Origin of the sequence: Roseovarius sp. D22-M7 (assembly GCF_037083785.1) — a bacterium.
Lineage (GTDB): Bacteria > Pseudomonadota > Alphaproteobacteria > Rhodobacterales > Rhodobacteraceae > Roseovarius.
Genome location: NZ_JBAPKY010000001.1, coordinates 98767 through 123845, shown reverse-complemented (window position 1 = coordinate 123845; position 25079 = coordinate 98767). Strand labels below are relative to the sequence as shown.

The window sequence follows — 25079 nt, the reverse complement described above, 5'->3', positions numbered from 1 at the left end:
GCGCATGGACAAGGTTCTTTTCTCTTTCGGGCATGGCTATTCGGCACGCGCGCTGGCGCGGCGGCTTCTGCCGCGGGGCTGGCGCATCTTCGGGTCGACACGCGATCCCGCCAAGGCAGAGGCGTTGCGCGCCGAAGGTGTCACTCCGCTTCTGTGGCAAGACGACGATTTCGGGCCCGCCCTGTCGGAGGCCACGCACCTGCTCTCATCCATCGGCCCGAACGAGGATGGTGACCCGGTGCTTGCGCATCACGGGGACGAGATCGCCCGCATCGCGCCGCGCCTGTCATGGGCCGGGTATCTTTCCACTACGGGCGTCTATGGCGACCATCAGGGCGGTTGGGTCGACGAGACGACACCCCTGACCCCGTCGACGCGGCGCGGCAAGTTGCGCTTGGCCGCCGAGGCGGAATGGCAGGCCATCCCCGGCCTGCCACTGCACATATTCAGGCTCGCCGGAATCTACGGGCCCGGTCGCGGACCGTTCGAGAAGGTGCGCAACGGCACGGCGCGCCGGATCATCAAGCCGGGACAGGTATTCAGCCGCATTCACGTGGATGATATCGCGCAGGTGCTCGACGCCTCGATCAACGCGCCCTGCCCCGGCACCGTGTATAACGTCTGCGATGACGATCCCGCCCCGCCGCAGGACGTGATAGCGTACGCCGCGGAACTGCTGGGGCTGCCCGTGCCCGAGGAAGTCGCGTTCGACGCGGCCGACCTGTCGCCGATGGCGCGCTCGTTCTACTCGGAATCCAAACGCATCTCGAACCGGCGCATCCGCGACCGGCTTGGCGTCGAACTCGAACATCCCGACTATCGCAGCGGGTTGCGCGCGCTTCTGGCCGAAGAGGGCTGAGGCCGGCGCTGCTATTCCGGAACCTCCGCGCGTCCGAGGCGCACCAAAAGAAAAGGGCCGCGAAAAACGCGGCCCTCCAAGTGGTTCGGCGAATGTGCCGGCAGATTACATCATGCCGCCCATGCCGCCCATGTCGGGCATGCCGCCGCCACCGCCGCCGGAACCCTCTTTCTGAGGCTTGTCGGCGACCATCGCTTCGGTGGTGATCAGCAGGCCGGCGATCGAGGATGCATCCTCGAGTGCGGTGCGCACGACTTTGGCCGGGTCGATCACGCCGAACTTGAACATGTCGCCATATTCGTCGGTCTGCGCGTTGTAGCCGTACTTCAGATCGTCGCTTTCGCGGATCTTGCCCGCCACGACCGAGCCGTCGACACCGGCATTCTCGGCGATCTGGCGCAGCGGCGTCTCGAGCGCCTTGCGCACGATCATGATGCCGGCGTTCTGATCGGTGTTCTCGCCGGTCAGACCTTCGAGCGACTTGGCCCCCTGCACGAGCGAGACGCCACCGCCGACGACGATGCCTTCCTGCACGGCAGCCCGAGTGGCGTTCAGCGCGTCATCGACGCGGTCCTTACGCTCTTTCACCTCGGTTTCGGTCATGCCGCCGACGCGGATGACAGCCACACCGCCGGCCAGCTTGGCGACGCGTTCCTGCAGCTTCTCGCGATCGTAGTCGGACGTGGTGTCCTCGATCTGGGTGCGGATCTGGGCGACCCGTGCCTCGATCTCGGCGCTGTCACCGTGGCCGTCGACGATGGTGGTCTCGTCTTTCGTGATATTCACGGTCTTGGCCGAGCCGAGCATGTCCATCGTCACGGATTCGAGCTTCATGCCGAGGTCTTCGGAGATCACCTGACCGCCGGTCAGGACGGCGATGTCCTGCAGCATGGCCTTGCGCCGATCGCCAAAGCCCGGCGCCTTGACGGCCGCGATCTTGAGACCGCCACGCAGCTTGTTGACCACGAGGGTTGCCAGGGCTTCGCCTTCGACATCCTCGGAAATGATCAGCAGCGGCTTCTGCGACTGGATCACCTGCTCGAGCAGCGGCACCATCGGCTGAAGGCTCGACAGTTTCTTCTCGTGGAGCAGGATGAGGCAGTCATCAAGCTCCGCGATCATCTTGTCGGAGTTGGTCACGAAGTAGGGGCTGAGATAGCCGCGGTCGAACTGCATGCCCTCGACCACGTCGGTCTCGGTCTCGAGGCCCTTGTTCTCCTCGACGGTGATGACACCCTCGTTGCCGACCTTCTGCATCGCGTCGGCGATCTGACGGCCGATTTCCGCTTCGCCGTTGGCCGAGATGGTGCCGACCTGTGCGATCTCGTCGGAATTCTCGACCTTGCGGGCCGCGGCCCTGATGTGCGCGACGACCTTGGTGGTGGCCAGGTCGATGCCGCGCTTGAGGTCCATCGGGTTCATGCCCGCGGACACGGCCTTGATGCCCTCGCGAACGATGGCTTGCGCAAGAACGGTTGCGGTGCTGGTGCCGTCGCCGGCCTCGTCATTGGTGCGGTTGGCGACTTCTTTCACCATCTGCGCGCCCATGTTCTCGAACTTGTCTTCCAGTTCGATTTCCTTGGCGACAGACACACCGTCCTTGGTGATGCGCGGCGAGCCGAAGCTCTTTTCCAGCACCACATTGCGGCCCTTGGGGCCAAGCGTCACCTTCACCGCGTCGGCAAGGATGTTGACACCCTTCATCATGCGGTTGCGGGCGTCGGTATCGAAACGTACGTCTTTGGCAGCCATGTTCAGATGCTCCTTGTTATGGTTTCCGGGATCTCAGACGGGACGCGGCTTCAGGCAGCTTTCACTTCCTTGGCGTCGTCGATGATCCCGAGGATGTCGCTTTCCTTCATGATCAGCAGCTCTTCGCCGTCGATCGTGACCTCGGTGCCGGACCACTTGCCGAACAGAACGGTATCGCCGGCGCTGACGGCCATCTCGATCCGTTCGCCGTTCTCCTTGCGCGCACCGTCGCCCACGGCGACGACCTCGCCATGCTGCGGCTTTTCCTTGGCGGTTTCGGGGATGATCAGACCCCCGGCGGTTTTCTCTTCGCTTTCAACGCGGCGAACAAGCACGCGGTCATGCAGCGGTTTAAATGCCATCTCTGAGGCTCCTTGGCTCAAAGTTTCCCTTGGTAATCCCCGACCCGGGGATCGTTATCACTCGTACATAGTGAGTGCTAACAGCCACTGTAATATGTACGCCCAAAGTTGATGTCAAGGCGCTAGCATGACGCCCGAGACACATTATGGCAGGCCCGCAAGCGTCACCGGAATGTCATGTTCTGCGGCATGGCAATCGCCCGCTGACTGCCCTAAGTCCTAGCGCGTGAGTCAAATACGCAACAACGCCAAGCCTGCCCCATCGATGCCCGCGACGCGGCGGGACAATCTGATGCGCCTGCTGGATCAATTGGAGCGTGAGACGGGCGACGAGCAGGTGTCGGTCCGCGACGTGCTGGCGCTTCTGGGGCCCCGCGCCTTTACCCCGATGCTTCTGGTGCCGTGCCTCGCGCTCGTCTCGCCGGTTTCGGCGGTGCCGGGCGTGCCAAGCTTCCTGTCGCTGCTCGTGGGTCTCGTCGCGGTGCAGATGCTGTTCGGCCAGACGCGCATCTGGCTGCCGAGGTTCCTGCTGGACCGCGCGATCGACGCGAAACGCCTGCGCCGGGCGGTCCGCTACCTGCGGCGGCCGGTCGCGCTGATCGACCCGTGGATCAACGAGCGGATGACCTGGCTGGCGAGCAAACCGGCGAGCGTGCCGGCGTTGCTGATCTTCTGCGCGGTGTCGTTCCTGATGCCGCTGATCGAGTTCGTGCCCTTCCTGACCTCGACGCTGGCCTCGGCGATGACCCTGTTCGCCATCGGGCTGTTCGCACGTGACGGGCTGTTCATGCTGGTGGGCTACATGCTCGTGGCGGCCGGGGCCGCACTGGTGGTGCAAGCGGTCGCCCTGTTCGGATAGCCGCCGGTTTTCGCGGCAACGCGGCATCAACGGGTGACAACGGCCTTGTCGGCCCCTATAGCATGTGCCGAAACACCGCATCACGACACAGGACACAGATCATGAGCACTCTTGTTTTTGGCCACAAATCCCCGGACACCGACTCCACCGGCTCGCCGATCCTCTGGGCGTGGTATCTGAGCGAGGTAAAGGGCAGCGACGCCGAGCCCGTGCTTCTGGGCGAACCGAGCAGCGAGGCCGCGTTCATGCTCGAAAAGTGGGACCTGCCCAAGCCGCGCATCATCGACGGCGTCGAGGCCGGTCAGCCTTGCGTCATCGTCGACACCAACAACCCGGCCGAGCTGCCCGAGGCGATCAACGAGGCCGACGTCCAGGCGATCATCGACCATCACAAGCTGGTCGGCGGGCTGGAAACCAAGGGCCCGATCGACATCACGGTGCGCCCACTGGCCTGCACCGCGACGATCCTGCTGGACCTGATGGGCGACGACGCCGCGAAGATGCCCAAGGCGATGAAGGGGGCCGCGCTGACATGCATTCTCAGCGACACGCTGGAATTCCGCTCGCCCACCACCACCGCGCATGACACCGCCGTGGCCGAGCGCCTCGCCGCGGATCTCGGCGTCTCGATTCCGGACTATGCGGCCGAGATGTTCGCCGCGAAATCCGACGTGTCGGCCTTTTCCGACGCCGAATTGCTGCGGATGGATTCAAAGGAATACGAGGTCGGCGGCACCAAGTTCCGCGTCAGCGTGCTGGAGACCACGGCGCCCGGGATGGTGCTCGACCGCAAGGCCAGCCTGATGAGCGCGATGACGACGGTGGCGGCCGAGGACGGCGTCGATCAGGTTCTGCTGTTCGTCGTCGACATCCTTCGCGAGGACGCGACGTTGCTGGTGCCCAACGACCTGGTCAAGACCCTGGCCGAGAAAAGTTTCGGTGCCAGCGTGGCCGGCGACACGGTCGTGCTGCCCGGCGTGATGAGCCGCAAGAAACAGATCATCCCCAACCTCGCGCTCTGATCCGGTCGGGCCGGAACGGCAAAAGAAGGCCCGCGGGCGGGACACTTGCCGCGGGCCTTCGCATTGATCGGGGCGCGGGTTACTTGCCGGCCTCGATCACGTCCTCGACGGTGCGCAAACCGGTGCGCGGCGCCTGCACGAGCACCGCCATGTTGCCCGGCTTGTGCTCGTTGCGCAGCATCTTGGTGTGCGCCTGCGGGATCTCGTTCCACGGGAACACCTCAGACATGCACGGGTCCAGCCGCCGCTCGACCATCAGCTTGTTGGCCGCCGACGCCTGCTTGAGATGCGCGAAATGGCTGCCCTGCAGGCGCTTCTGGTGCATCCACATGTAGCGTACGTCGAAGGTGCAGTTGAACCCGCTGGTGCCGGCGCAGATCACTACCATGCCGCCCTTCTTGCAGACCAGCGTCGAGACCGGAAACGTCGCCTCGCCCGGATGCTCGAACACCATGTCGACGCTCACGCCCTTGCCGGTGATCTCCCAGATCGCCTTGCCGAACTTGCGCGCCTCTTTCAGCCAGGTGTTGTATTCGGGGGTATTCACCTTGGGCAACTGCCCCCAGCAATCGAACTCCTTGCGGTTGATGACGCCCTTGGCGCCCTGGTCCAGCACGAATTGCCGCTTGCTTTCGTCGGAGATCACGCCGATGGCGTTGGCCCCGGCGGTATTGGCAAGCTGGATCGCGTAGGATCCGAGGCCCCCCGACGCGCCCCAGACCAGCACGTTCTGGCCGGGCTTCAGATCATGCGGCGCATGGCCGAACAGCATCCGGTAGGCGGTGGCCAGCGTCAGCGTGTAGCACGCGCTTTCCTCCCAAGTGAGGTGCGCGGGGCGTGGCATCAGCTGCTGCGCCTGCACGCGCGCGAATTGCGCGAAGGACCCGTCAGGCGTCTCATAGCCCCAGATGCGCTGCGAGGGCGAGAACATCGGATCGCCTCCGTTGCAGTCCTCGTCGTCGCCGTCATCCTGATTGCAGTGGATCACGACCTCGTCGCCGACCTTCCAGCGCTTGACCTTGTCGCCAACCTTCCAGACGATCCCCGACGCGTCCGACCCGGCGATGTGATAGGGGGCGCCATGGCCGTCGAAGGGGCTGATCGGCTCTCCGAGGCCGGCCCAGACACCGTTGTAGTTCACGCCCGCGGCCATCACCAGGACCAGCACCTCGTGGCTGTCGATCTCCCAGGTGTCGACAACTTCCTGCTGGAACGACTTTTCCGGCTCGCCATGCCGCTCGCGGCGGATCGCCCACGCATACATCTGCTTGGGGACATATCCCAGCGGCGGCATCTCGCCGACCTCGTACAGATCCTTTTCAGGCGCGTCATAGGGCGCGATGCCCGTGTCTTTATCCAGTGCCATCGTGAGCCTCCTGTTCCTTGTTGCCGCACCGCAGAAATTGCGCTTATCCGGTATGGGATAGTAACAGAGGGGTAATATTGCAATAGCTTCGGCTGCATTATTGTAACTTTATGACCGAGCAAGTGCAGAAAGGCCGTTCAAACCCCGCTGCGCGCGCGAAAGAGATGTGCGATCGAGGCCGCGTAATAGGCGAGGATCGGACGTTCCGCCTCGACCACTGCGAGGCTGCCGCCGCGATCCTCGATCAGGCCGCGCCCCTGCAGGATCTGCACGCCGAATCGCGTGGCCTCTTCCGGGTCCTCCAGCGGCAGGTAATGTTCGGCCTTAGAGAGCCCGTCGATCATGCGCCCGACCTCTACGGTGAGCGCATCGTGGTCAAGCGGGCGATCCGCCGACAATAGCCCGCGCGCCACGAGCGGCACCGGAAGCACCGGCACCTCGGCGCGGATCCGTGCCATCAGCGCCCTTGTCAGCCCGCGCGCATCCGCGGCCGGATGATCGGCCTGAAAGGCGCGCAACGACATCGGGGCCCCGAAACTGACCGCCGCGTGGCCATGCCTGTGGTAGCGCCCGCGCAGCTTCAGATACGCCTGCCAGACAACGAATCGCGCGATCACGCTGATCCGTGCGGGAAACTTGCGGCCTCCGTTTTCACCGGCGGCGATCAACAGACGGTCCTCGAACACCCGGTCGTAATTCAGCGCCACGGGGACGAAGACGACATCGCGGGCCTGCGGTTCGCGTTCCTCGACGATGTACTTGATCAACCCGTGCTTGGGCGGCTGCGGCGCGCCCGTCAGGCTGAGCCCACCCTCGGGGAACACGGCCTGCGTCACGCCGCCATCCGTGGCCATGCCGACATAGCGCGCGAGGACGCGCCTGTAGAGGTCATCGCGCTCGCGGCGGCGGATGAAATAGGCCCCCATCGCCTTGATCAGCCGCGACAGCGGCCAAACGCGCGCCCATTCGCCCACGGCATAGCTAAGCGCGGAGCGTTCGGCGGCCAGCCACGTCACCAGCACGTAATCCATGTTGGAGCGGTGGTTCATAACGAAAACCACCGTCGCGTCGCGATCGATCCCGGACAGGGCGTCATCGTCGAAATGCCCCAGCCGCACGCGGTAGAGTGCCTCGCTCACCCACTTCGCCACGCGTATCGCCAGACCGAAATACACGCTGGCCGAAAAACTGGGCACGATCTCGCGCGCGTAGCCGCGCGCCCGCGCGAACGCCACGTTCTCGGGCACGCCTTGCGCCTTGGCGTGGTCGACGATGGCGCGGCTGACCTCGGGATCGTAGATCAGCCGCTGGATCATGTCGTAGCGCCGCGCCAGCTTGAACGGCTCTATCGGGCGTTGCAATCGCTCGTTCAGCTTCCTGACCGCCCGTTCCACCCGGCGCCGGAAGAACCAACGAACAGACGGGAACAGGAAATGCGAGGCGAAGGTGACCGTCGCGAATCCGATGAGCAGCACCAGCGCCCAGAGCGGAAGTTCGACGGTTTGAAACATGCCAACTCCCTTCTGGGCTATCTGGTGTGGCGGCTAGGGGTTACGCGCCCGACTTGGAGACGTGGTCGCAGGTATAGCTGCCATCCGTCCGCTGCTCGGCCTCGACGAAGACGCCCTCGCCGACGGTGCACAGGAAGGTGCCGGGCGGGAACGGCTCGCCCTCGGGGTTGCGGGCGTCTTGCACGGCGCGGTAGGTACCGCGCGCGCCCTTGTAGACCAGCTTGGTCGCGCCGACGGCGGTGTTCGCGGCAAGGCGCCCGGCGCCCCACACGACGTCGCCGGTATTTTCCGTGACCTGCTCGGTTGTGCAGGCGCCAAGCGAGACGAAAACTGCCACAGCGATAACTGGAAAGCTCGATTTCATCGATGAACCTCCTTAGTAAACAATCAAGCGTGAAACCTATCGTCCGGACTCCGGCAAGACAACCTCCTGCGCGACGCCGCATTGCGGCGAATTGACAGCGCCAGTTTGTTACTTGTAATGTGCAGCGAACGTAACAAAATTACGCCAAACGATTCACGAGGCTCGCTCATGTCGCAGACGCAGAAAGACACGCAGGTCGGTCCGACCGGTCGGCAGGCCGATCGTCCATGGCTTATCCGGACCTATGCGGGTCATTCGACCGCCGAGGCGTCAAACGCGCTTTACCGGGGCAACCTTGCCAAGGGGCAGACGGGCCTGTCGGTCGCGTTCGATCTGCCGACGCAGACGGGTTATGACAGCGATCACGTCCTCGCACGCGGCGAGGTCGGCAAGGTTGGCGTACCGGTCTGCCACCTGGGCGACATGCGCACGCTTTTCGACCAGATCCCGCTGGATCAGATGAACACCTCGATGACGATCAACGCCACCGCGCCGTGGCTTCTGGCGCTGTATATCGCGGTCGCCGAGGAACAGGGCGCGGACACGACGCAACTGCAGGGCACCGTGCAGAACGACCTGATCAAGGAATACCTCAGCCGCGGCACCTATATCTGCCCGCCCGCGCCGAGCCTCAAGATGATCGGCGACGTGGCAGAATACTGCTACAAGCACGTGCCGAAATGGAACCCGATGAACGTCTGTTCCTACCACCTCCAAGAGGCCGGCGCGACGCCCGAGCAGGAACTGGCCTTCGCGCTTGCCACGGCCGTCGCGGTTCTGGACGAGTTGCAGCCGCGCGTCCCGGCCGAGGATTTCCCCGTGCTCGCAGGTAGGATCTCCTTCTTCGTCAATGCGGGCATCCGCTTTGTCACCGAGATGTGCAAGATGCGCGCCTTCGTCGACCTCTGGGACGAGATCCTGCAGGACCGCTACGGCATAGAGGACCCGAAATACCGCCGCTTTCGCTACGGCGTACAGGTCAACAGCCTCGGCCTGACCGAGCAGCAGCCCGAGAACAACGTCTACCGCATCCTGATCGAGATGCTGGCCGTGACGCTGTCGAAGAAGGCCCGCGCGCGCGCCGTGCAACTGCCGGCGTGGAACGAGGCGCTTGGCCTGCCGCGCCCGTGGGACCAGCAATGGTCGATGCGCATGCAGCAGATCCTCGCCTACGAGACCGACCTGCTGGAATTCGACGACCTCTTCGACGGCAACCCTGCCGTCGACGCGAAGGTCGAGACGCTGAAGGACGAGGCGCGGCACGAGCTGGCGAAGCTTGACGGGATGGGCGGCGCGGTCTCGGCGATCGAGTACATGAAGGCACGGCTGGTCGACAGCAATGCCGAACGCCTCGGCCGGATAGAGCGCAACGAGACCATCGTGGTCGGCGTGAACAAGTGGCAGGCCGGCGAGCCGTCGCCGCTGCAATCCGAGGATGGCGGCATCATGGTCGTCGACCCCAAGGTCGAGGCCGAGCAGATCGGGCGGCTGGAGGCATGGCGCGCGACGCGCGACGGCGCGGCCGTGACGGCTGCACTGGCGGAATTGCGCGCCGCCGCGCAGGAGGGGCGCAACATCATGCCCGCCTCGATCGACTGCGCGCGCGCCGGGGTGACCACCGGCGAATGGGCCGAGCAGATGCGTGCGATGTACGGCGAATATCGCGGCCCGACCGGCGTGTCACCGAACCCCTCGAACATGACCGAGGGCCTCGAGGAGATCCGCGCGGCGGTCGATGCGGTGAGCGACCGGCTTGGCCGGCGCCTGAAATTCGTGCTGGGAAAGCCCGGCCTCGACGGCCATTCCAACGGCGCCGAACAGATCGTGTTCCGCGCGCGCGATTGCGGCATGGATATCGGCTATCAGGGCATCCGCCTGACACCCGACGAAATCGTTCGCGCCGCCGCCGAGGAAGGCGCTCACGTGGTCGGCCTGTCGATCCTGTCGGGCAGCCACATGTCGCTGATGGAAGATCTGATGCAGCGGATGCGCGAAGCAGGTCTCGGCGATGTTCCGGTGATCGTGGGCGGCATCATCCCCGAGGATGATGCGAAGCGCCTGCGCCAGATGGGGGTCGCGCGGGTCTACACGCCGAAGGATTTCGAGCTGAACACCATCATGATGGATATCGTCGCACTCGCCGATACACGGGCCGTCGCGGCAGAATAACTGCGCGCGCCGCATTTGCGGCGGGCCTCATCGCGTCATGGCCCGCCGAGGATGAGGGACTTGTCACTCTTCGCGCATCTCGGTGAGGCGCGCGATCACGCGCTCGTTCAGGTCTTCGTTCTCGCTGGCCGCGTTGGCGATGGCAACATAGGTGTCGACATCCATGTTCTCGACCTCGTCGACGGCGGCAAAGGCGGCCTCGTTGGCCTCTTGCACCAGCTTCTGCTGGGCCGCTTCGTCCTCGGCGGCCTCGATGGTGGGACCGTATTCGTCACGGACTTCTTCGACCGCGAGGATGGCATCGACGAAGGCCTCGACCTGTGCGTCGGTCACATCCTCGGCGGCGATTTGCGCCGGCTGCCCCTCTTGCGCCATGACGGGCGCGGCGAATGCGAGGGCGGCAGCGCCGAGGATCGCGGCGAGGGTGGTTTTGAAGGTCATCAGGTCCGACTCCTGTTGGTCTTTTGCAATAAACGAGCCCATCAAATGGGCAAGTTGCGCAAGGCTGGCAACCCCGTCGGCCGAAAAATGCCGGAGGCCACGTGGTCGGTCGGGCATGACGGGAAAGATGATTTGATGCCGAGAGGCGTGATATCGGCTACGAAAGGACGCAGATGACCCTGAAGATCCGCCCCATCGAGACCGGCGACAAGCGCGAATGGGTACCGCTCTGGCGCGACTACCTCGTGTTCTACGAAACGAGCGTGCCCGATGCGGTGCAGGACACGACCTTCGCGCGGCTCACCTCACCCGAGCATCCCGCGCAGAACGGGTTGCTGGCCGTGCAAGACGGACAGGCCGCGGGCCTCGTGCACTTCATCTATCATCCGCATAACTGGCGGATCGAACCGGTCTGCTACCTTCAGGACCTCTACGTCGCACCGGAGGCCCGCGGCTGCGGCGCGGGGCGCGCGCTGATCGAGGCGGTCTACGCGCGGGCGGATCGCGATGGCTGCCCCTCGGTCTACTGGACGACACAGGACTTCAACACGACCGCACGCCGGCTCTACGACCGGATCGGGACGCTGACACCGTTCATCAAGTACACGCGCTAGTCCACCCCGCCCCGGAGGCGCTCAGGTCTTGAGCGGGGCGCCCCCGGCGAAACTGTTGCCGTGCACGTAATCACAGGGCGCGTCCTGCATTTCAAGGTGCAACCCGGTGCCGTGATAGGGGTGCGCGCGCGCCAGAGCCTCGTCCACCTCGATGCCCAGACCCGGTGTTTCGGGCGGCGTGACAAACCCCGCCTCGGCCCGGATGCCGCCCTTGATGAGGGCGTCGTGAAAGGGCGTCTCTATGGTCTCGGCCATCAGGATGTTGGGGATCGAGGCCGCGAGGTGGATGTTGGCGGCCCATTCGACGGGCCCGGCGTAAAGATGGGGCGCCACCTGGGCGTTATACGCCTCTGCGATCGCGGCGATCTTCTTGGTCTCCCACAGGCCCCCGGACCGTCCGAGCGCGGGTTGCAATATCGCCGCCGCGCCCGCCTGCAGGATCGCCGCGAACTCGGCCTTGGTGGTCAGACGCTCGCCGGTGGCCACGGGGATGCGCACCGCAGATACCACGCGGGCCATCTCGGGAATGTTATCGGGGGGGATCGGCTCCTCGTACCAGAGCGGCGAGAACTCTTCGATCGCCTGGCCGAGGCGGATCGCGCCCGCGGTGGTGAACTGGCCATGCGTGCCGAACAGGAGATCGGCGCGGTCGCCCACGGCCTCGCGGATCGCCCGGCAGAACGCGACCGACAGCGAGATATCCGACATCGCCGGCATGTGACCGCCGCGCATCGTGTAGGGCCCGGCGGGGTCGACCTTCACGGCCGTATAGCCGCGCGCCACGCAGTCGATCGCGCTTTCGGCGGCCATCTGGGGCGAGGTCCAGAACTCGGCGAGGTCGTGATGCGGCAGCGGGTAGAGATAGGTATAGGCGCGGATCCGATCGTTCATCCGTCCGCCCAGCAGGGCCCAGACGGGCCGGCCCCGCGCCTTGCCGAGGATGTCCCAGCAGGCGATCTCGAGCCCCGAGAACGCGCCCATCAAGGTCAGGTCCGGGCGTTGCGTGAACCCCGAGGAATAGGCGCGGCGAAACATCAGCTCGATGTCCTCGGGAGTCTCGTTCTGCATGTGCCGCGTGAAGACATCCTCGATCACGCCGCGCATCGCCTGCGGGCCGATGCTGGTGCCGTAGCATTCGCCCCAGCCGGTGATACCGTCATCGGTAGTCAGCTTGACGAGGATCCAGTACTGCCCGCCCCAGCCCGGCGCGGGGGGCGATGTCACGATGATGTCGAGGTCCTGCAGTTTCATTCCGTTCGCTCCGTGCAGGGGGTTCGGATCGCTGCGCGATCCGACCGGGGCGAGGGGCGCTGCCCCTCGCGCTCCCCGGAGTATTTGCGGAAAGATGAAGCGGGCAGGCTCATGGGAAGGTGATGACGTTGCGCCGCGCCGCGCCTGATCTGGTATCGGCAATCGCCGCGTTGATCCGGTCGAGCGGCCAGCGGCCCGAGATCAGTTCGTCCAGCTTCAGCCTGCCTTGTGCATAGAGGTCAATCATCCAGGGGATATCGCGGCGGATGACGGCGTCGCCCATCTTGGAGCCGATCATGGACTGTCCCGCGGCGGCGAAGCTGCCCGCCTCGTAGCGGCTCTCTGCCCCGGCATGCGGCATGCCCACCATGATCATCCGGCCTCCCGGGGCAAGGTATCGCGGCGCGGAATCGTAGACGCGCGCCGCGCCGACGGTCACCAGAACGGCATCGGCGCCGCGCCCCATCACCGCCTTGGCGGCGCGCCACGGTTTTTCCCCGGTCGCGAGAATGCCATCCGTCGCGCCGAATTCACGCGCCACGCCCAGCTTTTCCTCGGTGACGTCCACCGCCACGATGCGCCGCGCGCCGGCGATGCGTGCGCCCTGGATGGCGTTAAGGCCCACGCCGCCCGCGCCGATCACCACGACGTCCTGTCCCGCGCGTAATCCCGCGGCATTGACCACAGCCCCGACGCCGGTGATCACGCCGCAGGCCAGCAGCGAGGCCGCAGCCATGTCGATACCTTCGGGGATCTTCACGATCTGGCTGTGATGCACGACGACGCGCTCGGCGAAAGCACCGCAGTCCATCGCCTGATGGAGCGTGCCGCCATTGCGCGTGCTGAGCGGGCCATGATCGCCGTCGCTCGGAGTTTCGCATGCCGTGGGCCTGCCGCCGGCGCAGGAGGGGCACTGCCCGCAAGCGCGGATCAGGGTGACGACCACCGGCTCGCCCTCGGCCAGGCCGGTGACACCGGCACCGATGCCGTGCACCCGGCCCGCCGCCTCGTGGCCGTAGACCGCCGGCAGCGTGCCGCCCCAGCCCCCGTCGGCATAGGTGATGTCGGAATGGCAGATCGCGACGGCGGCGATCTCTACCTCGACTTCGCCGGCCTTCGGGTCCGCAAGGTGCACGTCCTCGACCACCAGGGGGGCGCCGAATTCGTGGCAGACGGCGGCTTTTATGGTGCGCATTCGGACCTCCGGATTTCGTTGGCAGATGAGGCGGATTCGAGCGCGAGTGCAAGCCGGTTCCTCGCGGGGTGGCAAGTGTGTCGCGGGCCCGGGCGTTGGGGGCGCATTACTGGCCGAACCGGCGCAGCCCGTCGCCGAAGACCCGAGCATCGACATTGCCGCCCGAGATGGTGCAGATCACCGTCTCGCCCTCGATCTCGTCGCCGTGAAAAAGGGCGGCGGCCAAGGCGACCGCGCCACCGGGTTCGGCCACCAGCTTGAGCCGAGAGAAGGCGAGCGCCATGGCACGCAGCGCCTCGTGCTCGGTGACCACCACGCCGGGACCACACAGGCGCTGCATGATGGGAAAGGTGATCTTGCCCGGCTGGGGCGTGACGATGGCATCGCAGAGCCCACCCGCGCCTTGCGCGTTGCGGATGATCCGGCCGGACGCCAGCGACCGGGCCACGTCGTCGAAGCCCTCGGGCTCGCATGGCCGGGCGCGCAGGCCGGGCGCGTCGGCCTCGAGCGCAAGCGCGATACCCGAGGTCAGGCCCCCGCCCCCGCAACAGATCAGCACGTCAGCGGTATCGATTCCGCGGGCCACGGCATCCTCGGCGATCTCGAGCCCGGACGTGCCCTGCCCCGCGATCACCTGGCGGTCATCGAAGGGCTTTATCAGCATAAGGCCACGCTCGGCGCTCAGCCGCGCGCCAATGGCGTCGCGATCCTCGCCCGTGCGGTCGTAAAGCACCACCTCGGCACCGAGCGCGCGAGTGTTGTCGATCTTCATGCGCGGCGCGTCGGCAGGCATGATAATGACGCTCGGCACGCCGAACTCTCGCGCGGCGAGCGCCACACCCTGCGCGTGGTTGCCCGAGGAAAAGGCGATAACCCCGTTTGCGCGCGTATCGGGATCGAGCGCCGAAAGGGCAGACCGCGCGCCGCGATACTTGAAACTGCCGGTATGCTGCAGGCATTCGGGCTTGACCAGCACGTGCCGTCCGGCGATCTCGTCGAGAAACGGCGACGACAGAAGCGGCGTGCGCCGCGCATGACCGGCAAGGCGCGAGGCGGCGGCACGTATCAGGGTGATGTCGGTCATTGCGCCCGGCCCAGCACGGTACGGATCGCCGACAACGCCTCTGGCTCGTCGAGGAACGGCACATGGCCCCGGTTCGGCACGGTGGTGGTGATCAGGTCGGGGTTGCGGGCCTTCATCGCCGCGAGCGTCTCGACGCTGAGCAGATCGGAGTTTTCACCGCGAATCACCGCCGTGGGGATGTCGCGCAGCGCGTCGAACATCTGCCACAGCTCGGGCGCCTCGCCGGCCCCCGCCTGTCCGACCAGCGCGTCGCGCAGCTTTGGATCATAGCGCAGGCCGAGCCCGCGGCCGGGGGTCTCATGAAACATGAATTCGGCCTGCGCGCGCCACCGCGCCAGCGGAACCCCGTGAAACGCCAATGCATTGACATGCGCAAGGGCGCCCGCCGCCGCGTCGAGATCGGGCAGGTCCGGCGTGCGGCCCACATAATCCATGATCCGCGCGATACCCTCGTCGGCGACCTCGGGGCCGATATCGTTGAGCACGACCCCCACCAGCCTGCCCGGATGCCCGTGCGCGAGCGCCATGGCGATCAGCCCGCCACGCGATGTGCCGATCAGCGTGACCCGATCGAGGCGCAGGTGATCCAGAAGCTCGATCGCGTCGTGTCCCTCGTGCAGGATATTGTAGGACATGAAATCGGGTGCGTTATCGGATTGCCCGCGGCCGCGATAATCCATGCAGATCATGCGATACCCGGTCAGATGCGGGGCCAGAAAGCTGAAATCGGCGCTGTTGCGGGTTAGACCGGCCAGACACAGCACGGCCGGGCCTTCGCCGGCATCGGTGTAGTAGAGCGACAGCCCGTCGGACGTGGTGAAGCGCGCCATCAGGTGCAAAACTCCACGAGACCGCGCAGGTCGGACATCTGCCGGTGGGGGGCGGCGGGCAGGCGGTCCACGGGGTCGCCCGCGCGGTTGACCCAGACGGTCTGGAAACCGTAGCCCGCCGCGGCGCAGGCATCCCAGCCGTTGGACGACACGAAGAGCACCTCCTCGGGCGCGCAGCCGAAGCGTTGGCCGACAAGGTCATAGACGACGCGGGCCGGCTTGAAGATGCCGACGCTCTCGACCGACAGCACATCGTCGAGCAGCGCGCCCAAGCCCGCCGACCGTACCGCCGCGTCCAGCATGTCGGGCGATCCGTTGGACAGGATCGCGGTGGATTTGCCGGTCTGCCGGAGCGCGGCAAGCACGTCGCTCACCTCGGGGAAGGCGTCCAGTTCCCAGTACAACTGCAACAGCCGCGCGCGCAGCTCGGTGTCATCCGACAGCCCCTCGGCCTCGAGCGCCCAGTCGAGGCCGTCCTGCGTGACCTGCCAGAAGCCCACGTGATCGCCTGTGAGGGCGCGTAACCATGTGTATTGCAACTGTTTTTGGCGCCACTTCTCGGCGATGGCGGGCCAGTGGGCGGCGAAGGCGTCGCGGCCCGGTTCTGACGCGGCGCGGCGGGCGGCGGCGGCGACGTCGAAGAGGGTGCCGTACGCATCGAAGACGCAAGTTGTGATCGCCATGAAACCTCTCCTGGATGGGGTGCGGCAAAGACTGGCATGGAACCCGCGGGTGTTAAAGCCCCTTGACGCAAGAGGGGCCACGGCCGGCCAATGATCGGTTTGCAAATACCGGCACGGAGAATTACATTTGCCACAGTCACACGAGCACCCGCGCGCGGATAGCGTGGCCTCGCAAACTCAAACGCTGCCACACAGATTGGACATCTCATGACGCAAGTCAAATCGGGCGACACCGTCCGCGTACATTACAAGGGCACGCTGACCGACGGCCAAACCTTTGATTCCAGTGAAGGAAAGGACCCGCTGGAGTTCACCGTCGGGTCGGGCCAGATCATCCCCGGGCTGGAAACGGCGGTCGAGGGCATGGCCGTCGGCGACAAGAAAACCGTCGAGGTGCCGGTCGATCAGGCCTATGGCCAGCCCGATCCGAACGCGCAGCAGGCGGTGCCGCGGGGCGATATTCCCGAGGATATCCCGCTGGATCTGGGTACGCAATTGCAGGTGCAGACGCCGCAGGGGCAGGTGATGCCGGTGACGGTGGTCGAGGTGACCGACGAGCAGGTAGTGCTGGATGCCAACCACCCGCTGGCGGGCAAGGACCTGACCTTTGCCATCGAAGTGGTCGAGATCACCTGAGCCATCGGCCCGGCAAAAGGGTAACCAGATACCGCCCGGCACCGGCCCTGTGAAAGGGGTCGGGCCGGGCGTTTGCGTACAGGGTGTACGTTTTGTACGCGCGTTATGTACGCATCCATGAGGCCAAGCCCACTTGGGTCCGGCCAAGCCTTTCCATATGCATGATCTAGCTTCCCGAGCCTGCCCGCCATGCGGCGCGCGAGCAGGTGACGACGCGTTGATCGGCACTGCGGATGACAGGGCCGCGCTTTCACGTTATGGTCAAGGTTCACGTAAAAGGGAGCAAAGACATGGCTGATAATAGCGTCTACAAGGTGACCGAGATCGTCGGAACCAGCCCGGACTCCTGGGATAAGGCGGCGGCGGTCGCGATCGAGCGCGCGTCAGGGACGCTGCGTGATCTGCGAATCGCCGAAGTCGTCGAACAGGATCTGGTAATCGAGAACGGCAAGGTCAGCCTTTACCGCACCAAGCTGAAGGTGTCCCTCAAGCTCGAGGACTGATCCGGCGACGCACCGCAGGCCAGGAGGACTACCCGGCCGGCGCGTGGTCCAGCCGTGGCGCGCGCTTTGAGTAAAAAATTCAGCGATGGCTTGTTGAAATCTTTGGGGGATGTTCTCGACCCCGAACGTCAGGAACATATCTTTTTCAATGCATGGTTCTCAAGTGATGCCGTGAGATCATATCCAAAATGCGCTAATTGCTTTCAAGATTGTTTGCTTGACAGATCATCGCTGTCAGCTCTGAGAGCCGATCACGCAAATCTAAGATATCCAGATTGGCAGGCTGTTGGCATAGGACGTTGGCTGCGGCTACTTTGTCACCAAGCTTGTAGGTTTCACGGCGTCCACCCCCCATTTTGCGCATAAAGTGGAAAGCGTGATCATATGGCCCAGTTCTACATGGTTCATCGTAAATACGCGGGTGTGATTTCTTGAGAGCACTCTGCAACTCTTGGCCATCCAAATAGTTTTCCGCCTCGCGCCCCTGGGTTACCCACGCAACACTCTTGCTATCGCGCAATTCATCTAAGATCCGCTTTACGTGAGGTTTCAACTCCGCGTCTTTGTTCGCACGATCGCTATCCATGAGGATTGCCATATTGCGATTCAAGTCTCGTAACTTGATGAAATCAGTAACAGCATCATCTGAAGCCGAAAGGTGCGCAATCAAAGCCCCTCCGTAAAACAAAACAGAATAGTGAACTCCTTCCACCAAACGGCTGTCCATAGCCTTGATCCAATGGTTTAGGTAAATCCGGTCTGATGGCCCCTCAACCCAAACCACAGCATTCGTCTGCAATAAGTCTGATGCATGATATCCGAGATCATCCAAGACCCTGCGCTGTGAATTTTTTGTCAAAGCCGATTTCACACGCGTCTGAACTCCATCATTCTCAACGTGAAATACATTCGCATTCGGCGTATCAATGAACGCCGCCGAGTGCGTAGCAATGAAGTATTGGCTTTTCGTATTTTCCAAGAGATACAGAACTAACTTCCGTTGCAAAACTGGATGCAGATGGATTTCCGGTTCCTCAATGCACATGATGCTTCCATCATGAATAGTGCAAAAAGCAGCTATGAGTACGACCTCATGGATGCCAGTGCCAAGCGCCGCGAGTGGCAACACTTTATTATCCATATGAATCAATAAATGAGCAAGGTTGCTAGGGACTTCCAATCGTGCATCGGGTTTGTCGGTAACCGATTGCAGAAACTTGTTAATCCTCGCGAATTTGCTCTCGTCGTCACGCTTGTCAAAATCAGGATTTTGTAGCGATTGCAGGTGGTTAAGCAACCCCTTACCACTCAGATCGTCAAAATCCTCACCGGATTTGCCAAACTCTCGTTTCGCCGGAATTAAGTGAATATCAGGAACATTTGGAAATGAGTTATTGGCAACATACCTAAGTGTTTCAGGGTACCAGTGTGCCTCGTAACCACCGGATTGTTGGTTAGTCAGAGAAGACCAAAGCCTCTGCCAATTGTGAAGCCACGTCCTCGCGGTTTCAGAATCTAAGCCGGGATTTAATAATTCGCATGTGCGCTCATTTTTGATAGACCAAATGATTCCCTCTATTGATAAGCCTTCGCAGACTTTCTCGACGTCTTCTTCTAAAGTACCCTGCAGACGATCTCTCGGTCTACCTACCTTCTCAGATATTTTTTCCTTAATTAGTGCAGCAACGTCTTCAGTTTTACTTCCAAGCGCAAGAAGAAACTGCCCAGTCTTTTCCCCTCGATAGACTTCCGATCCCGTAAGTTGAATCATTAGTTGACTCTTCGCCGTTGACGCCACTCGGGTCGCAAGAAGGTTCAGAACAATGGATTTTCCTGAGTTGTTCACACCTATAAAAAAGTTCATTCGCGCAAAAGGCGCGATATATTGGATTTCTGACCCAATCCCTCTGTAGAACTGGACCGCCACCCCATCTATGAATACTGTCATTGGCTCATTTTTTAGCTAACTTTGCGTTGAAACTACATGCAACCGATAATGATCTGAAAGCCAAACCCGTTTGCTCGAAACTTAAGCGAACGGTAATGGATGTCCAAAATGCCGAAAGTCACCGCGTCTGACGCAAGAGCATCGGTAACTTCTGGAGCATGCGGCAAGCTAAGTGACGTTGCGCACGTCGCGGCAGGGCGGCCACCGGTCTCAATCGTCCATCTTCAATGCCGAGATGAAAGCCTCCTGCGGGATTTCGACGCGGCCGAACTGGCGCATCTTCTTCTTGCCGGCTTTCTGCTTTTCCAGCAGCTTCTTCTTGCGCGAGGCGTCGCCGCCGTAGCATTTGGCGGTCACGTCCTTGCGCATCGCCGACAGGGTCTCGCGGGCGATGACCTTGCCGCCGATCGCCGCCTGGATCGGGATCTTGAACATGTGGCGGGGAATGAGATCTTTCAGCTTTTCGACCATGGCGCGGCCCCGCGCCTCTGCCCGGTCGCGGTGGACCATCATCGCCAATGCGTCCACGGGCTCGTCATTGACCAGAATCGACATCTTGGCGAGGTTGTCGGGGCGGTAGCCTTCGAGCTGGTAGTCGAAGGACGCATAGCCCCGCGTCACCGATTTCAGCCGGTCGTAGAAGTCGAACACCACCTCGTTCAGCGGCAGGTCGTAGACCACCATCGCGCGGGACCCCGCATAGGTGAGGTCAAGCTGCAGCCCGCGCCGGTCCTGGCAAAGTTTCAGGACATCGCCGAGGAACTCGTCCGGGACAAGGATCGTGGCCTTGATGCGCGGTTCCTCGACATGGTCGACGGTCGAGGGATCGGGCATGTCGGCGGGGTTGTGCAGGTCGATCCGGTCGCCCGATTTCATGTAGAGGTGATAGATCACCGACGGCGCGGTGGTGATAAGCTCGATATCGTATTCCCGCTCCACCCGGTCGCGGATCACCTCGAGATGCAGCAGCCCGAGAAAGCCGCAGCGGAAGCCGAAGCCGAGGGCGGCCGAGCTTTCCATCTCGTAGCTGAAGGAGGCGTCGTTGAGCGCGAGTTTCTCGATCGAATCGCGCAGGTCGCCGAATTGCGAGGAATCGACCGGGAAGAGGCCGCAGAAGACCACCGGGACCGAGGGTTTGAACCCCGGCAGGGCCTTGGCGCAGGGGCGTTTGTCATGGGTGATGGTGTCGCCGACGCGGGTGTCGCGGACCTGCTTGATCGAGGCGGTGATGAAGCCGATCTCGCCCGGGCCCAGCTCGTCGACCACGGTCATGGCGGGGCGGAAGACGCCGATGCGTTCGACGTTGTAGGTGGCGTCGGTCTGCATCATGTGGATGCGGTCGCCCTTCTTCATGACGCCGTCCATGATGCGCACCAGCACGACGACGCCGAGATAGAGGTCGTATTTGCTGTCGACCAGCATCGCCTTGAGGGGTGCGTCGCGGTCGCCCTCGGGCGGGGGCAGGTGTTCGATGATCGCCTCGAGCGTGTCGACGATGCCCTCGCCGGTCTTGGCCGAGACGGGGATGGCGCCCGAGGCGTCGATGCCGATCACCTCTTCGATCTGCTCGGCGGTGCGGGCGAGGTCCGAGGCCGGCAGGTCGATCTTGTTGAGCACCGGGACCAGTTCGTGATTGGCGTCGATGGCCTGATAGACGTTGGCCAGCGTCTGCGCCTCGACGCCTTGGGTGCTGTCGACCACCAGCAGCGAGCCCTCGACCGCGCGCATCGAGCGCGAGACCTCGTAGGCGAAGTCGACATGGCCCGGCGTGTCGATCAGGTTGAGCACGTATTGCTGGCCATCGCGCGCGGTGTAGTCGATGCGCACCGTGTTGGCCTTGATGGTGATGCCCCGCTCGCGCTCGATATCCATGGCGTCGAGCATCTGCTCTTTCATGTCGCGTTCGGCCACCGTGTCGGTCATCTGGATCAGGCGATCGGCCAGCGTGGATTTGCCGTGGTCGATATGCGCCACGATCGAGAAATTGCGGATATGCGAAAGTGGTGTCATGATCGGGGGATATGGCCGGGTTTGGGTGGGTGGTCAAGGTGGCATCTTCCGGCCGGTCGGGCCGGTCGCGGCGCGGGGCCGCGCCCGCAAATGGCGATATGCGATGGAGAACGGCATGTCACAGAGCAAGGCGCTGAAGGCCCGGATCTCGGGCCGGGTACAGGGTGTGAATTTCCGGGCCTGGACGCAGGTCGAGGCGCAGGGCCGCGGCCTTGCCGGCTGGGTTCGCAACGAGACCGACGGCACCGTCACCGCCCATCTCGAGGGCGCGTCCGAGGCCGTCGACGACATGGTCACGGCGCTGCACAAGGGGCCGCCGACGGCGGTGGTCCGCGAGGTCACGCTGACCGACGCCACGCCGCAGGGGGCCGCGCAGTTCGAGATCATCGGGTAGGGTTGCGCCGAGACGGATGACCTCCCGGGCCGAGCCGCGCGGCGCCGTGCCGGACGGAAAAGGTCTGATGACGGCTCGGCGTCTACAGACAATACCACTCCTCCCGACCGGGATCCGGGAGCAAATTGAACGAAAGAGCCAAACTCTGCCTGCCGCGCGCAAGACATCGCTGGCGAAACAGACTGATGCGGGTTCACGGCCCTACCCATCCTACGCAGATCATTCGCGCGATCACAGAGGAGGCGTGCAGGGTAAAAACCTTTTTCGGCAGAAAAATAAGCAAACCGTGCCCTCATTCGGCAGGCCAATTGGGGAATGTCAGCTTACAATGCTGGCGCGCAAAGCGGATTGGTCCCGCGGAAGCGCCCCATCAAAAAAATTTTGTGGGGGAAGATAAATTCTGTCTTTGTCGACTATTAATCCTTTTGTAACCTCGGGCTCAATCAAACTGGGAGGATATAGAATGAACGATAGATTTTCCGTGGGCGCGGTGCTGGCCCTTACGATCGGGGGAACACTGGTTGCCAATGACGTGCAGGCCCTGACACTTGGCGCAGATTTCGCGCCCGACTACTCGGTGACCGATCTCGGTGCGGTGCCCGGCCTTCCGAGACCTTACGGGGGTCTGACCCTGCTTGCGGGAACAACCGACACGCTGCTGATCGGCGGCAATGCCAATAGGTCCTCCGGTCGGCTCTATTCAATTGGTGTAAACCGCGACGCCACGACAAATTCGATCACGGGCTTCAACGGCACGGCGCTGCAATTCGGTGACGTCGGAGAATACAATGACGGCGGCGTGACATACGGCCCGGGCGGCGTTCTTTTCACGGCCCAATGGAACGTGAACAATCTGGGACAGACCAGACCGGGAAGCACCGATGAGGACCGGGTCGACGACCTTGCCCCTTTCGGGGTTGGCGGATCCTCGATTGCCGCGATCACCTTCGTTCCACCGGAATTCGCGGGCGCCGGGAAGGCGAAGATCGTCAGTTGGTCCTCGGGCAATTTCTACGATATTGGGCTGAGCCCGGACGGCAGCGGCACGTTCGACATAGACGGCGCGACCCAGATCGATCTCGATCCCGATAATGCGGGCGTGCAAAGCCTGCCGGGCGGGCCAGAGGGTTTTGTCTATATCGACGACTCGAATGCAGGCTTCTTCGTCGATAGCATGCTGGTCTCGGATTTCTCGGCAAACCGCGTGTCTGCCTACGAGCTGGATGGAGACGGTAACCCGCTCGTGCCGACGCGACGCGATTTTCTGACCGGGCTTAGCGGCGCAGAGGGTGCGTTCATAGATCCCGTGACCGGGGACTTCCTGTTCTCGACATTCGGTGGCGGGGATCGTGTCGTGCGGGTCGACGGCTTCATCGCGCCGCCGCCGCCGCCCGGCCCCAGCGTCATTCCTCTCCCGGCTGCGGCGTGGCTATTGCTGGGCGCTATTGGGGCGCTTCTTGGTTTGCGGCGCCGGCAATCCTGATTGCGTGACAAAACTCGGGCGAAGGCTGTGTTTCGGGGAGTCTTCGCCCGAGTAGAAGGATTGGATGCGAAGAATTCTGTTCAATGCGCTAGAAATTGGCGGTCATCGTCATGGCAACGCGGCTTAGGCGATCTGGAAAAATCGCCTTGATAGCTTGGGATCATTTTCTGGACATGGCCGTCTTGGCAAACAAAAGTCGCCGAGAAGCGGTCGCCCGTAGCAATTTTCCCAGCATCGAGTTGCTTGGCCCGAAGCGTCGAGTTTTTCAACAGAACAGGCTTGAAGCCGCCGACTGATGTTTTGGCTGGACTGGTTGTCTTGGGGAAATGCGCGATCGTGTGAAAAATACTTCTTCCGCGCACCAATGCAGTTCAGGTCAGCCCATGCTGCATTTGCATCGAAAGGCTGGAACGTCCGAAAGCTGCCCAGTGCAAACCCGCTGCTCAAAACCGGTTCCCGAATTCGATCTGTGTGATCCGTACAACTCGCGACTTCAGGACGCCGCCCCAGTGTCACCGATCCGAGGGGTGATTGACGCCGTCGACCCACGCGATCGGCTCGCAGTCGCGCGGGTTGACGCCCTCAATCGCGCCGAGATTGACGCCGTACTCGTCGGGGTTCGAGCGGCGGCGGTGGTGGGTGTAGATGCCGCAGATCCGGCAGAAATAATGCTGCGCCGTGCCGGTGCCCCATTGGTAGAGCGTCAGGTCCCCTGCCCCGCGCAGCACCTCCAGATCGGCGAGCGGGGCCGAGACCGCGGCGGCCCCGCGGCGGCGGCAGAACGAGCAATCGCAGCGCCTCGCGGTGTCGAGGCCGCGGGGCAGCGTCACGCGCAGCTCGACAGCGCCGCAATGGCAGGTGACCCGAACCGAGGTCATCGCCGCCGCCTGACGCGCGGGATCGGGGTGCGGCGCACCCCGGTCGCCCGGCCCGTGCCGTCCAGCACGGCGGGCTGAAGCGCCCAGAAGCGCGGCCCGCCGAGGCGCAGGAACAGCGGCAGGGTCATCACGCCGCCGGCCACGAAGCCGCCCGCATGCGCCCAGTAGGCGACGCCGCCCATGTCCGGGTCGCTGCCCAGCCCGGCGAGGACCTGGAAGGCGAACCACAGCACCAGCACCAGCGCCGCGGGGATGGTGATCACCCGGAAGAACACGATGAAGATCAGCAGCACGTCGACCCGCGCCCGCGGAAACAGCAACAGGTACCCGCCCATCACGCCGGCGATGGCCCCCGACGCGCCAACCATCGGCACCCCGGACAAGGGCGCGCCGAGGATCTGCGCCACGCCCGCCGCCAGCCCCGAGGCGAGGTAGAACCCTAGATAGGGCAGATGGCCCATCCGGTCCTCCATGTTGTCACCGAAGATCCACAAAAACAGCATGTTGCCTGCGAGGTGCATGATGCCGCCATGCAGGAAAAGCGAGGTCAGAAGGCCCGAATAGATGCCCTGCTGCGTCACCTGCGCGGGGATCATCGCCCAGTTGTGGAAGAAGATCGCGATCGCGCGCTCGTTGCCGAAGAGCGGCCAGTACGCCGCGAAGACCGCGATATTGACCGCGATGAGCCCGTAGGTCACGAAGGGTGTGGTGCCGGATGGATTGTGATCGCGGATCGGAAACATAATGCCGAGATAGCGCGCGACCGGCGCCGCGAAAAGACGTGGCGTGTCCCGGTGGGGCAGAAATCGTCGGCGCATCCGGCGCGCCGACCTGGCCTGACCGCCGCCCACAGGCTTGCAAGCCC

General features: G+C 63.5%; 25 protein-coding genes. 10 read left to right on the top strand and 15 right to left on the bottom strand.

Annotation, left to right across the window (positions count from 1 at the left end):
* The first annotated feature begins 4 nt into the window (after positions 1 to 4).
* On the top strand, positions 5 to 859 hold the full coding sequence (locus V8324_RS00570) for an SDR family oxidoreductase (RefSeq protein ID WP_336418043.1): 855 nt from the start codon (positions 5 to 7) through the stop codon (positions 857 to 859).
* A gap of 105 nt (positions 860 to 964) precedes the next feature.
* On the opposite strand, the gene groL is transcribed toward V8324_RS00570, so the two are convergent.
* Both groL and groES read right to left on the bottom strand, forming a co-directional pair.
* Positions 965 to 2611: a chaperonin GroEL gene (gene groL / locus V8324_RS00565; protein ID WP_336417961.1), complete on the bottom strand. Its 1647-nt coding sequence runs from the start codon at positions 2609 to 2611 to the stop codon at positions 965 to 967.
* A gap of 50 nt (positions 2612 to 2661) precedes the next feature.
* Positions 2662 to 2973 (bottom strand): co-chaperone GroES, encoded by a 312-nt coding sequence (gene groES / locus V8324_RS00560; protein WP_336417960.1) that lies wholly within the window; start codon positions 2971 to 2973, stop codon positions 2662 to 2664.
* A gap of 292 nt (positions 2974 to 3265) precedes the next feature.
* Between groES and V8324_RS00555 the strand changes: the two genes are divergently transcribed.
* Positions 3266 to 3832 carry an exopolysaccharide biosynthesis protein gene (locus V8324_RS00555; protein WP_336417959.1) on the top strand — a complete coding sequence of 189 codons (567 nt, stop codon included), beginning with the start codon at positions 3266 to 3268 and terminating at the stop codon, positions 3830 to 3832.
* Positions 3833 to 3933: 101 nt separating this feature from the next.
* Positions 3934 to 4854 carry a manganese-dependent inorganic pyrophosphatase gene (locus V8324_RS00550; protein WP_336417958.1) on the top strand — a complete coding sequence of 307 codons (921 nt, stop codon included), beginning with the start codon at positions 3934 to 3936 and terminating at the stop codon, positions 4852 to 4854.
* Between the two features lie 79 nt (positions 4855 to 4933).
* Here the strand turns inward: V8324_RS00550 and ccrA are convergent, their stop codons facing one another.
* The 3 genes from ccrA to V8324_RS00535 form a co-directional block, all read right to left on the bottom strand.
* On the bottom strand, positions 4934 to 6220 hold the full coding sequence (ccrA, locus tag V8324_RS00545) for a crotonyl-CoA carboxylase/reductase (RefSeq protein ID WP_336417957.1): 1287 nt from the start codon (positions 6218 to 6220) through the stop codon (positions 4934 to 4936).
* Positions 6221 to 6357: 137 nt separating this feature from the next.
* Positions 6358 to 7731 carry a 1-acyl-sn-glycerol-3-phosphate acyltransferase gene (locus V8324_RS00540; RefSeq protein WP_336417956.1) on the bottom strand — a complete coding sequence of 458 codons (1374 nt, stop codon included), beginning with the start codon at positions 7729 to 7731 and terminating at the stop codon, positions 6358 to 6360.
* 40 nt (positions 7732 to 7771) lie between these two features.
* Positions 7772 to 8095 carry a hypothetical protein gene (locus V8324_RS00535; protein ID WP_336417955.1) on the bottom strand — a complete coding sequence of 108 codons (324 nt, stop codon included), beginning with the start codon at positions 8093 to 8095 and terminating at the stop codon, positions 7772 to 7774.
* 168 nt (positions 8096 to 8263) lie between these two features.
* Here V8324_RS00535 and V8324_RS00530 point away from each other — a divergent pair, with 168 nt between their 5' ends.
* Entirely contained in the window at positions 8264 to 10264 is a 2001-nt protein-coding gene (locus tag V8324_RS00530; protein WP_336417954.1) for a protein meaA, read from the top strand.
* A gap of 63 nt (positions 10265 to 10327) precedes the next feature.
* On the opposite strand, the gene V8324_RS00525 is transcribed toward V8324_RS00530, so the two are convergent.
* The gene (locus tag V8324_RS00525) at positions 10328 to 10705 is read right to left on the bottom strand and encodes a DUF4168 domain-containing protein (protein WP_336417953.1); all 378 of its coding nucleotides are present in this window, start codon (positions 10703 to 10705) and stop codon (positions 10328 to 10330) included.
* A 173-nt stretch (positions 10706 to 10878) separates the two neighbouring features.
* On the opposite strand from V8324_RS00525, the gene V8324_RS00520 reads away from it, so the two are divergent.
* Positions 10879 to 11319: a GNAT family N-acetyltransferase gene (locus V8324_RS00520; RefSeq protein ID WP_336417952.1), complete on the top strand. Its 441-nt coding sequence runs from the start codon at positions 10879 to 10881 to the stop codon at positions 11317 to 11319.
* A gap of 21 nt (positions 11320 to 11340) precedes the next feature.
* Here V8324_RS00520 and V8324_RS00515 read toward each other — a convergent pair whose 3' ends face one another.
* The 5 genes from V8324_RS00515 to V8324_RS00495 all read right to left on the bottom strand — a co-directional run bounded on the left by V8324_RS00515 (position 11341) and on the right by V8324_RS00495 (position 16362).
* Positions 11341 to 12570: a mandelate racemase/muconate lactonizing enzyme family protein gene (locus V8324_RS00515; RefSeq protein WP_336417951.1), complete on the bottom strand. Its 1230-nt coding sequence runs from the start codon at positions 12568 to 12570 to the stop codon at positions 11341 to 11343.
* A 109-nt stretch (positions 12571 to 12679) separates the two neighbouring features.
* On the bottom strand, positions 12680 to 13765 hold the full coding sequence (locus tag V8324_RS00510) for a zinc-binding dehydrogenase (protein ID WP_336417950.1): 1086 nt from the start codon (positions 13763 to 13765) through the stop codon (positions 12680 to 12682).
* A 106-nt stretch (positions 13766 to 13871) separates the two neighbouring features.
* On the bottom strand, positions 13872 to 14849 hold the full coding sequence (locus tag V8324_RS00505) for a threonine ammonia-lyase (protein WP_336417949.1): 978 nt from the start codon (positions 14847 to 14849) through the stop codon (positions 13872 to 13874).
* On the bottom strand, positions 14846 to 15679 hold the full coding sequence (locus V8324_RS00500; RefSeq protein ID WP_336417948.1) for an alpha/beta fold hydrolase: 834 nt from the start codon (positions 15677 to 15679) through the stop codon (positions 14846 to 14848). Before V8324_RS00500 ends, V8324_RS00505 begins: the two co-directional genes overlap by 4 nt.
* Positions 15679 to 16362 carry a haloacid dehalogenase type II gene (locus V8324_RS00495; RefSeq protein ID WP_336417947.1) on the bottom strand — a complete coding sequence of 228 codons (684 nt, stop codon included), beginning with the start codon at positions 16360 to 16362 and terminating at the stop codon, positions 15679 to 15681. The genes V8324_RS00500 and V8324_RS00495 overlap by 1 nt, the downstream gene beginning before the upstream one ends.
* Positions 16363 to 16569: 207 nt before the next feature.
* Between V8324_RS00495 and V8324_RS00490 the strand changes: the two genes are divergently transcribed.
* Positions 16570 to 16998, top strand: a complete 429-nt coding sequence (locus V8324_RS00490) for an FKBP-type peptidyl-prolyl cis-trans isomerase (protein ID WP_336417946.1) — start codon at positions 16570 to 16572, stop codon at positions 16996 to 16998.
* A 290-nt stretch (positions 16999 to 17288) separates the two neighbouring features.
* The gene (locus V8324_RS00485; protein WP_336417945.1) at positions 17289 to 17501 is read left to right on the top strand and encodes a dodecin family protein; all 213 of its coding nucleotides are present in this window, start codon (positions 17289 to 17291) and stop codon (positions 17499 to 17501) included.
* 193 nt (positions 17502 to 17694) lie between these two features.
* Here V8324_RS00485 and V8324_RS00480 read toward each other — a convergent pair whose 3' ends face one another.
* A complete protein-coding gene (locus V8324_RS00480; protein ID WP_336417944.1) occupies positions 17695 to 19449 on the bottom strand; it encodes an AAA family ATPase in 1755 nt (584 codons plus the stop codon).
* A 210-nt stretch (positions 19450 to 19659) separates the two neighbouring features.
* Complete coding sequence (lepA, locus tag V8324_RS00475; protein ID WP_336417943.1) at positions 19660 to 21459, bottom strand: translation elongation factor 4; 1800 nt, start codon at positions 21457 to 21459, stop codon at positions 19660 to 19662.
* A gap of 115 nt (positions 21460 to 21574) precedes the next feature.
* Between lepA and V8324_RS00470 the strand changes: the two genes are divergently transcribed.
* The 3 genes from V8324_RS00470 (at position 21575) to V8324_RS00460 (ending at position 23632) form a co-directional block, all read left to right on the top strand.
* The gene (locus tag V8324_RS00470) at positions 21575 to 21853 is read left to right on the top strand and encodes an acylphosphatase (protein ID WP_336417942.1); all 279 of its coding nucleotides are present in this window, start codon (positions 21575 to 21577) and stop codon (positions 21851 to 21853) included.
* 463 nt (positions 21854 to 22316) lie between these two features.
* Positions 22317 to 23336, top strand: coding sequence for a VPLPA-CTERM sorting domain-containing protein (locus V8324_RS00465; protein ID WP_336417941.1), 1020 nt, complete (start codon positions 22317 to 22319; stop codon positions 23334 to 23336).
* A gap of 95 nt (positions 23337 to 23431) precedes the next feature.
* On the top strand, positions 23432 to 23632 hold the full coding sequence (locus tag V8324_RS00460; RefSeq protein WP_336417940.1) for a hypothetical protein: 201 nt from the start codon (positions 23432 to 23434) through the stop codon (positions 23630 to 23632).
* A 216-nt stretch (positions 23633 to 23848) separates the two neighbouring features.
* On the opposite strand, the gene V8324_RS00455 is transcribed toward V8324_RS00460, so the two are convergent.
* Together V8324_RS00455 and V8324_RS00450 are read right to left on the bottom strand one after the other, a co-directional pair.
* Positions 23849 to 24214 (bottom strand): GFA family protein, encoded by a 366-nt coding sequence (locus tag V8324_RS00455; protein WP_336417939.1) that lies wholly within the window; start codon positions 24212 to 24214, stop codon positions 23849 to 23851.
* Positions 24211 to 24957 (bottom strand): rhomboid family intramembrane serine protease, encoded by a 747-nt coding sequence (locus tag V8324_RS00450; RefSeq protein ID WP_336418042.1) that lies wholly within the window; start codon positions 24955 to 24957, stop codon positions 24211 to 24213. The genes V8324_RS00455 and V8324_RS00450 overlap by 4 nt, the downstream gene beginning before the upstream one ends.
* Positions 24958 to 25079: the final 122 nt, after the last annotated feature.

Bases quoted from the DNA above. Each gene is read 5' to 3' on its own strand.
- V8324_RS00570 (WP_336418043.1), top strand. From the start codon at position 5: ATGGACAAGGTTCTTTTCTCTTTCGGGCATGGCTATTCGGCACGCGCG.
- groL (WP_336417961.1), bottom strand. From the start codon at position 2,611: ATGGCTGCCAAAGACGTACGTTTCGATACCGACGCCCGCAACCGCATG.
- groES (WP_336417960.1), bottom strand. From the start codon at position 2,973: ATGGCATTTAAACCGCTGCATGACCGCGTGCTTGTTCGCCGCGTTGAA.
- V8324_RS00555 (WP_336417959.1), top strand. From the start codon at position 3,266: ATGCGCCTGCTGGATCAATTGGAGCGTGAGACGGGCGACGAGCAGGTG.
- V8324_RS00550 (WP_336417958.1), top strand. From the start codon at position 3,934: ATGAGCACTCTTGTTTTTGGCCACAAATCCCCGGACACCGACTCCACC.
- ccrA (WP_336417957.1), bottom strand. From the start codon at position 6,220: ATGGCACTGGATAAAGACACGGGCATCGCGCCCTATGACGCGCCTGAA.
- V8324_RS00540 (WP_336417956.1), bottom strand. From the start codon at position 7,731: ATGTTTCAAACCGTCGAACTTCCGCTCTGGGCGCTGGTGCTGCTCATC.
- V8324_RS00535 (WP_336417955.1), bottom strand. From the start codon at position 8,095: ATGAAATCGAGCTTTCCAGTTATCGCTGTGGCAGTTTTCGTCTCGCTT.
- V8324_RS00530 (WP_336417954.1), top strand. From the start codon at position 8,264: ATGTCGCAGACGCAGAAAGACACGCAGGTCGGTCCGACCGGTCGGCAG.
- V8324_RS00525 (WP_336417953.1), bottom strand. From the start codon at position 10,705: ATGACCTTCAAAACCACCCTCGCCGCGATCCTCGGCGCTGCCGCCCTC.
- V8324_RS00520 (WP_336417952.1), top strand. From the start codon at position 10,879: ATGACCCTGAAGATCCGCCCCATCGAGACCGGCGACAAGCGCGAATGG.
- V8324_RS00515 (WP_336417951.1), bottom strand. From the start codon at position 12,570: ATGAAACTGCAGGACCTCGACATCATCGTGACATCGCCCCCCGCGCCG.
- V8324_RS00510 (WP_336417950.1), bottom strand. From the start codon at position 13,765: ATGCGCACCATAAAAGCCGCCGTCTGCCACGAATTCGGCGCCCCCCTG.
- V8324_RS00505 (WP_336417949.1), bottom strand. From the start codon at position 14,849: ATGACCGACATCACCCTGATACGTGCCGCCGCCTCGCGCCTTGCCGGT.
- V8324_RS00500 (WP_336417948.1), bottom strand. From the start codon at position 15,679: ATGGCGCGCTTCACCACGTCCGACGGGCTGTCGCTCTACTACACCGAT.
- V8324_RS00495 (WP_336417947.1), bottom strand. From the start codon at position 16,362: ATGGCGATCACAACTTGCGTCTTCGATGCGTACGGCACCCTCTTCGAC.
- V8324_RS00490 (WP_336417946.1), top strand. From the start codon at position 16,570: ATGACGCAAGTCAAATCGGGCGACACCGTCCGCGTACATTACAAGGGC.
- V8324_RS00485 (WP_336417945.1), top strand. From the start codon at position 17,289: ATGGCTGATAATAGCGTCTACAAGGTGACCGAGATCGTCGGAACCAGC.
- V8324_RS00480 (WP_336417944.1), bottom strand. From the start codon at position 19,449: ATGACAGTATTCATAGATGGGGTGGCGGTCCAGTTCTACAGAGGGATT.
- lepA (WP_336417943.1), bottom strand. From the start codon at position 21,459: ATGACACCACTTTCGCATATCCGCAATTTCTCGATCGTGGCGCATATC.
- V8324_RS00470 (WP_336417942.1), top strand. From the start codon at position 21,575: ATGTCACAGAGCAAGGCGCTGAAGGCCCGGATCTCGGGCCGGGTACAG.
- V8324_RS00465 (WP_336417941.1), top strand. From the start codon at position 22,317: ATGAACGATAGATTTTCCGTGGGCGCGGTGCTGGCCCTTACGATCGGG.
- V8324_RS00455 (WP_336417939.1), bottom strand. From the start codon at position 24,214: ATGACCTCGGTTCGGGTCACCTGCCATTGCGGCGCTGTCGAGCTGCGC.
- V8324_RS00450 (WP_336418042.1), bottom strand. From the start codon at position 24,957: ATGTTTCCGATCCGCGATCACAATCCATCCGGCACCACACCCTTCGTG.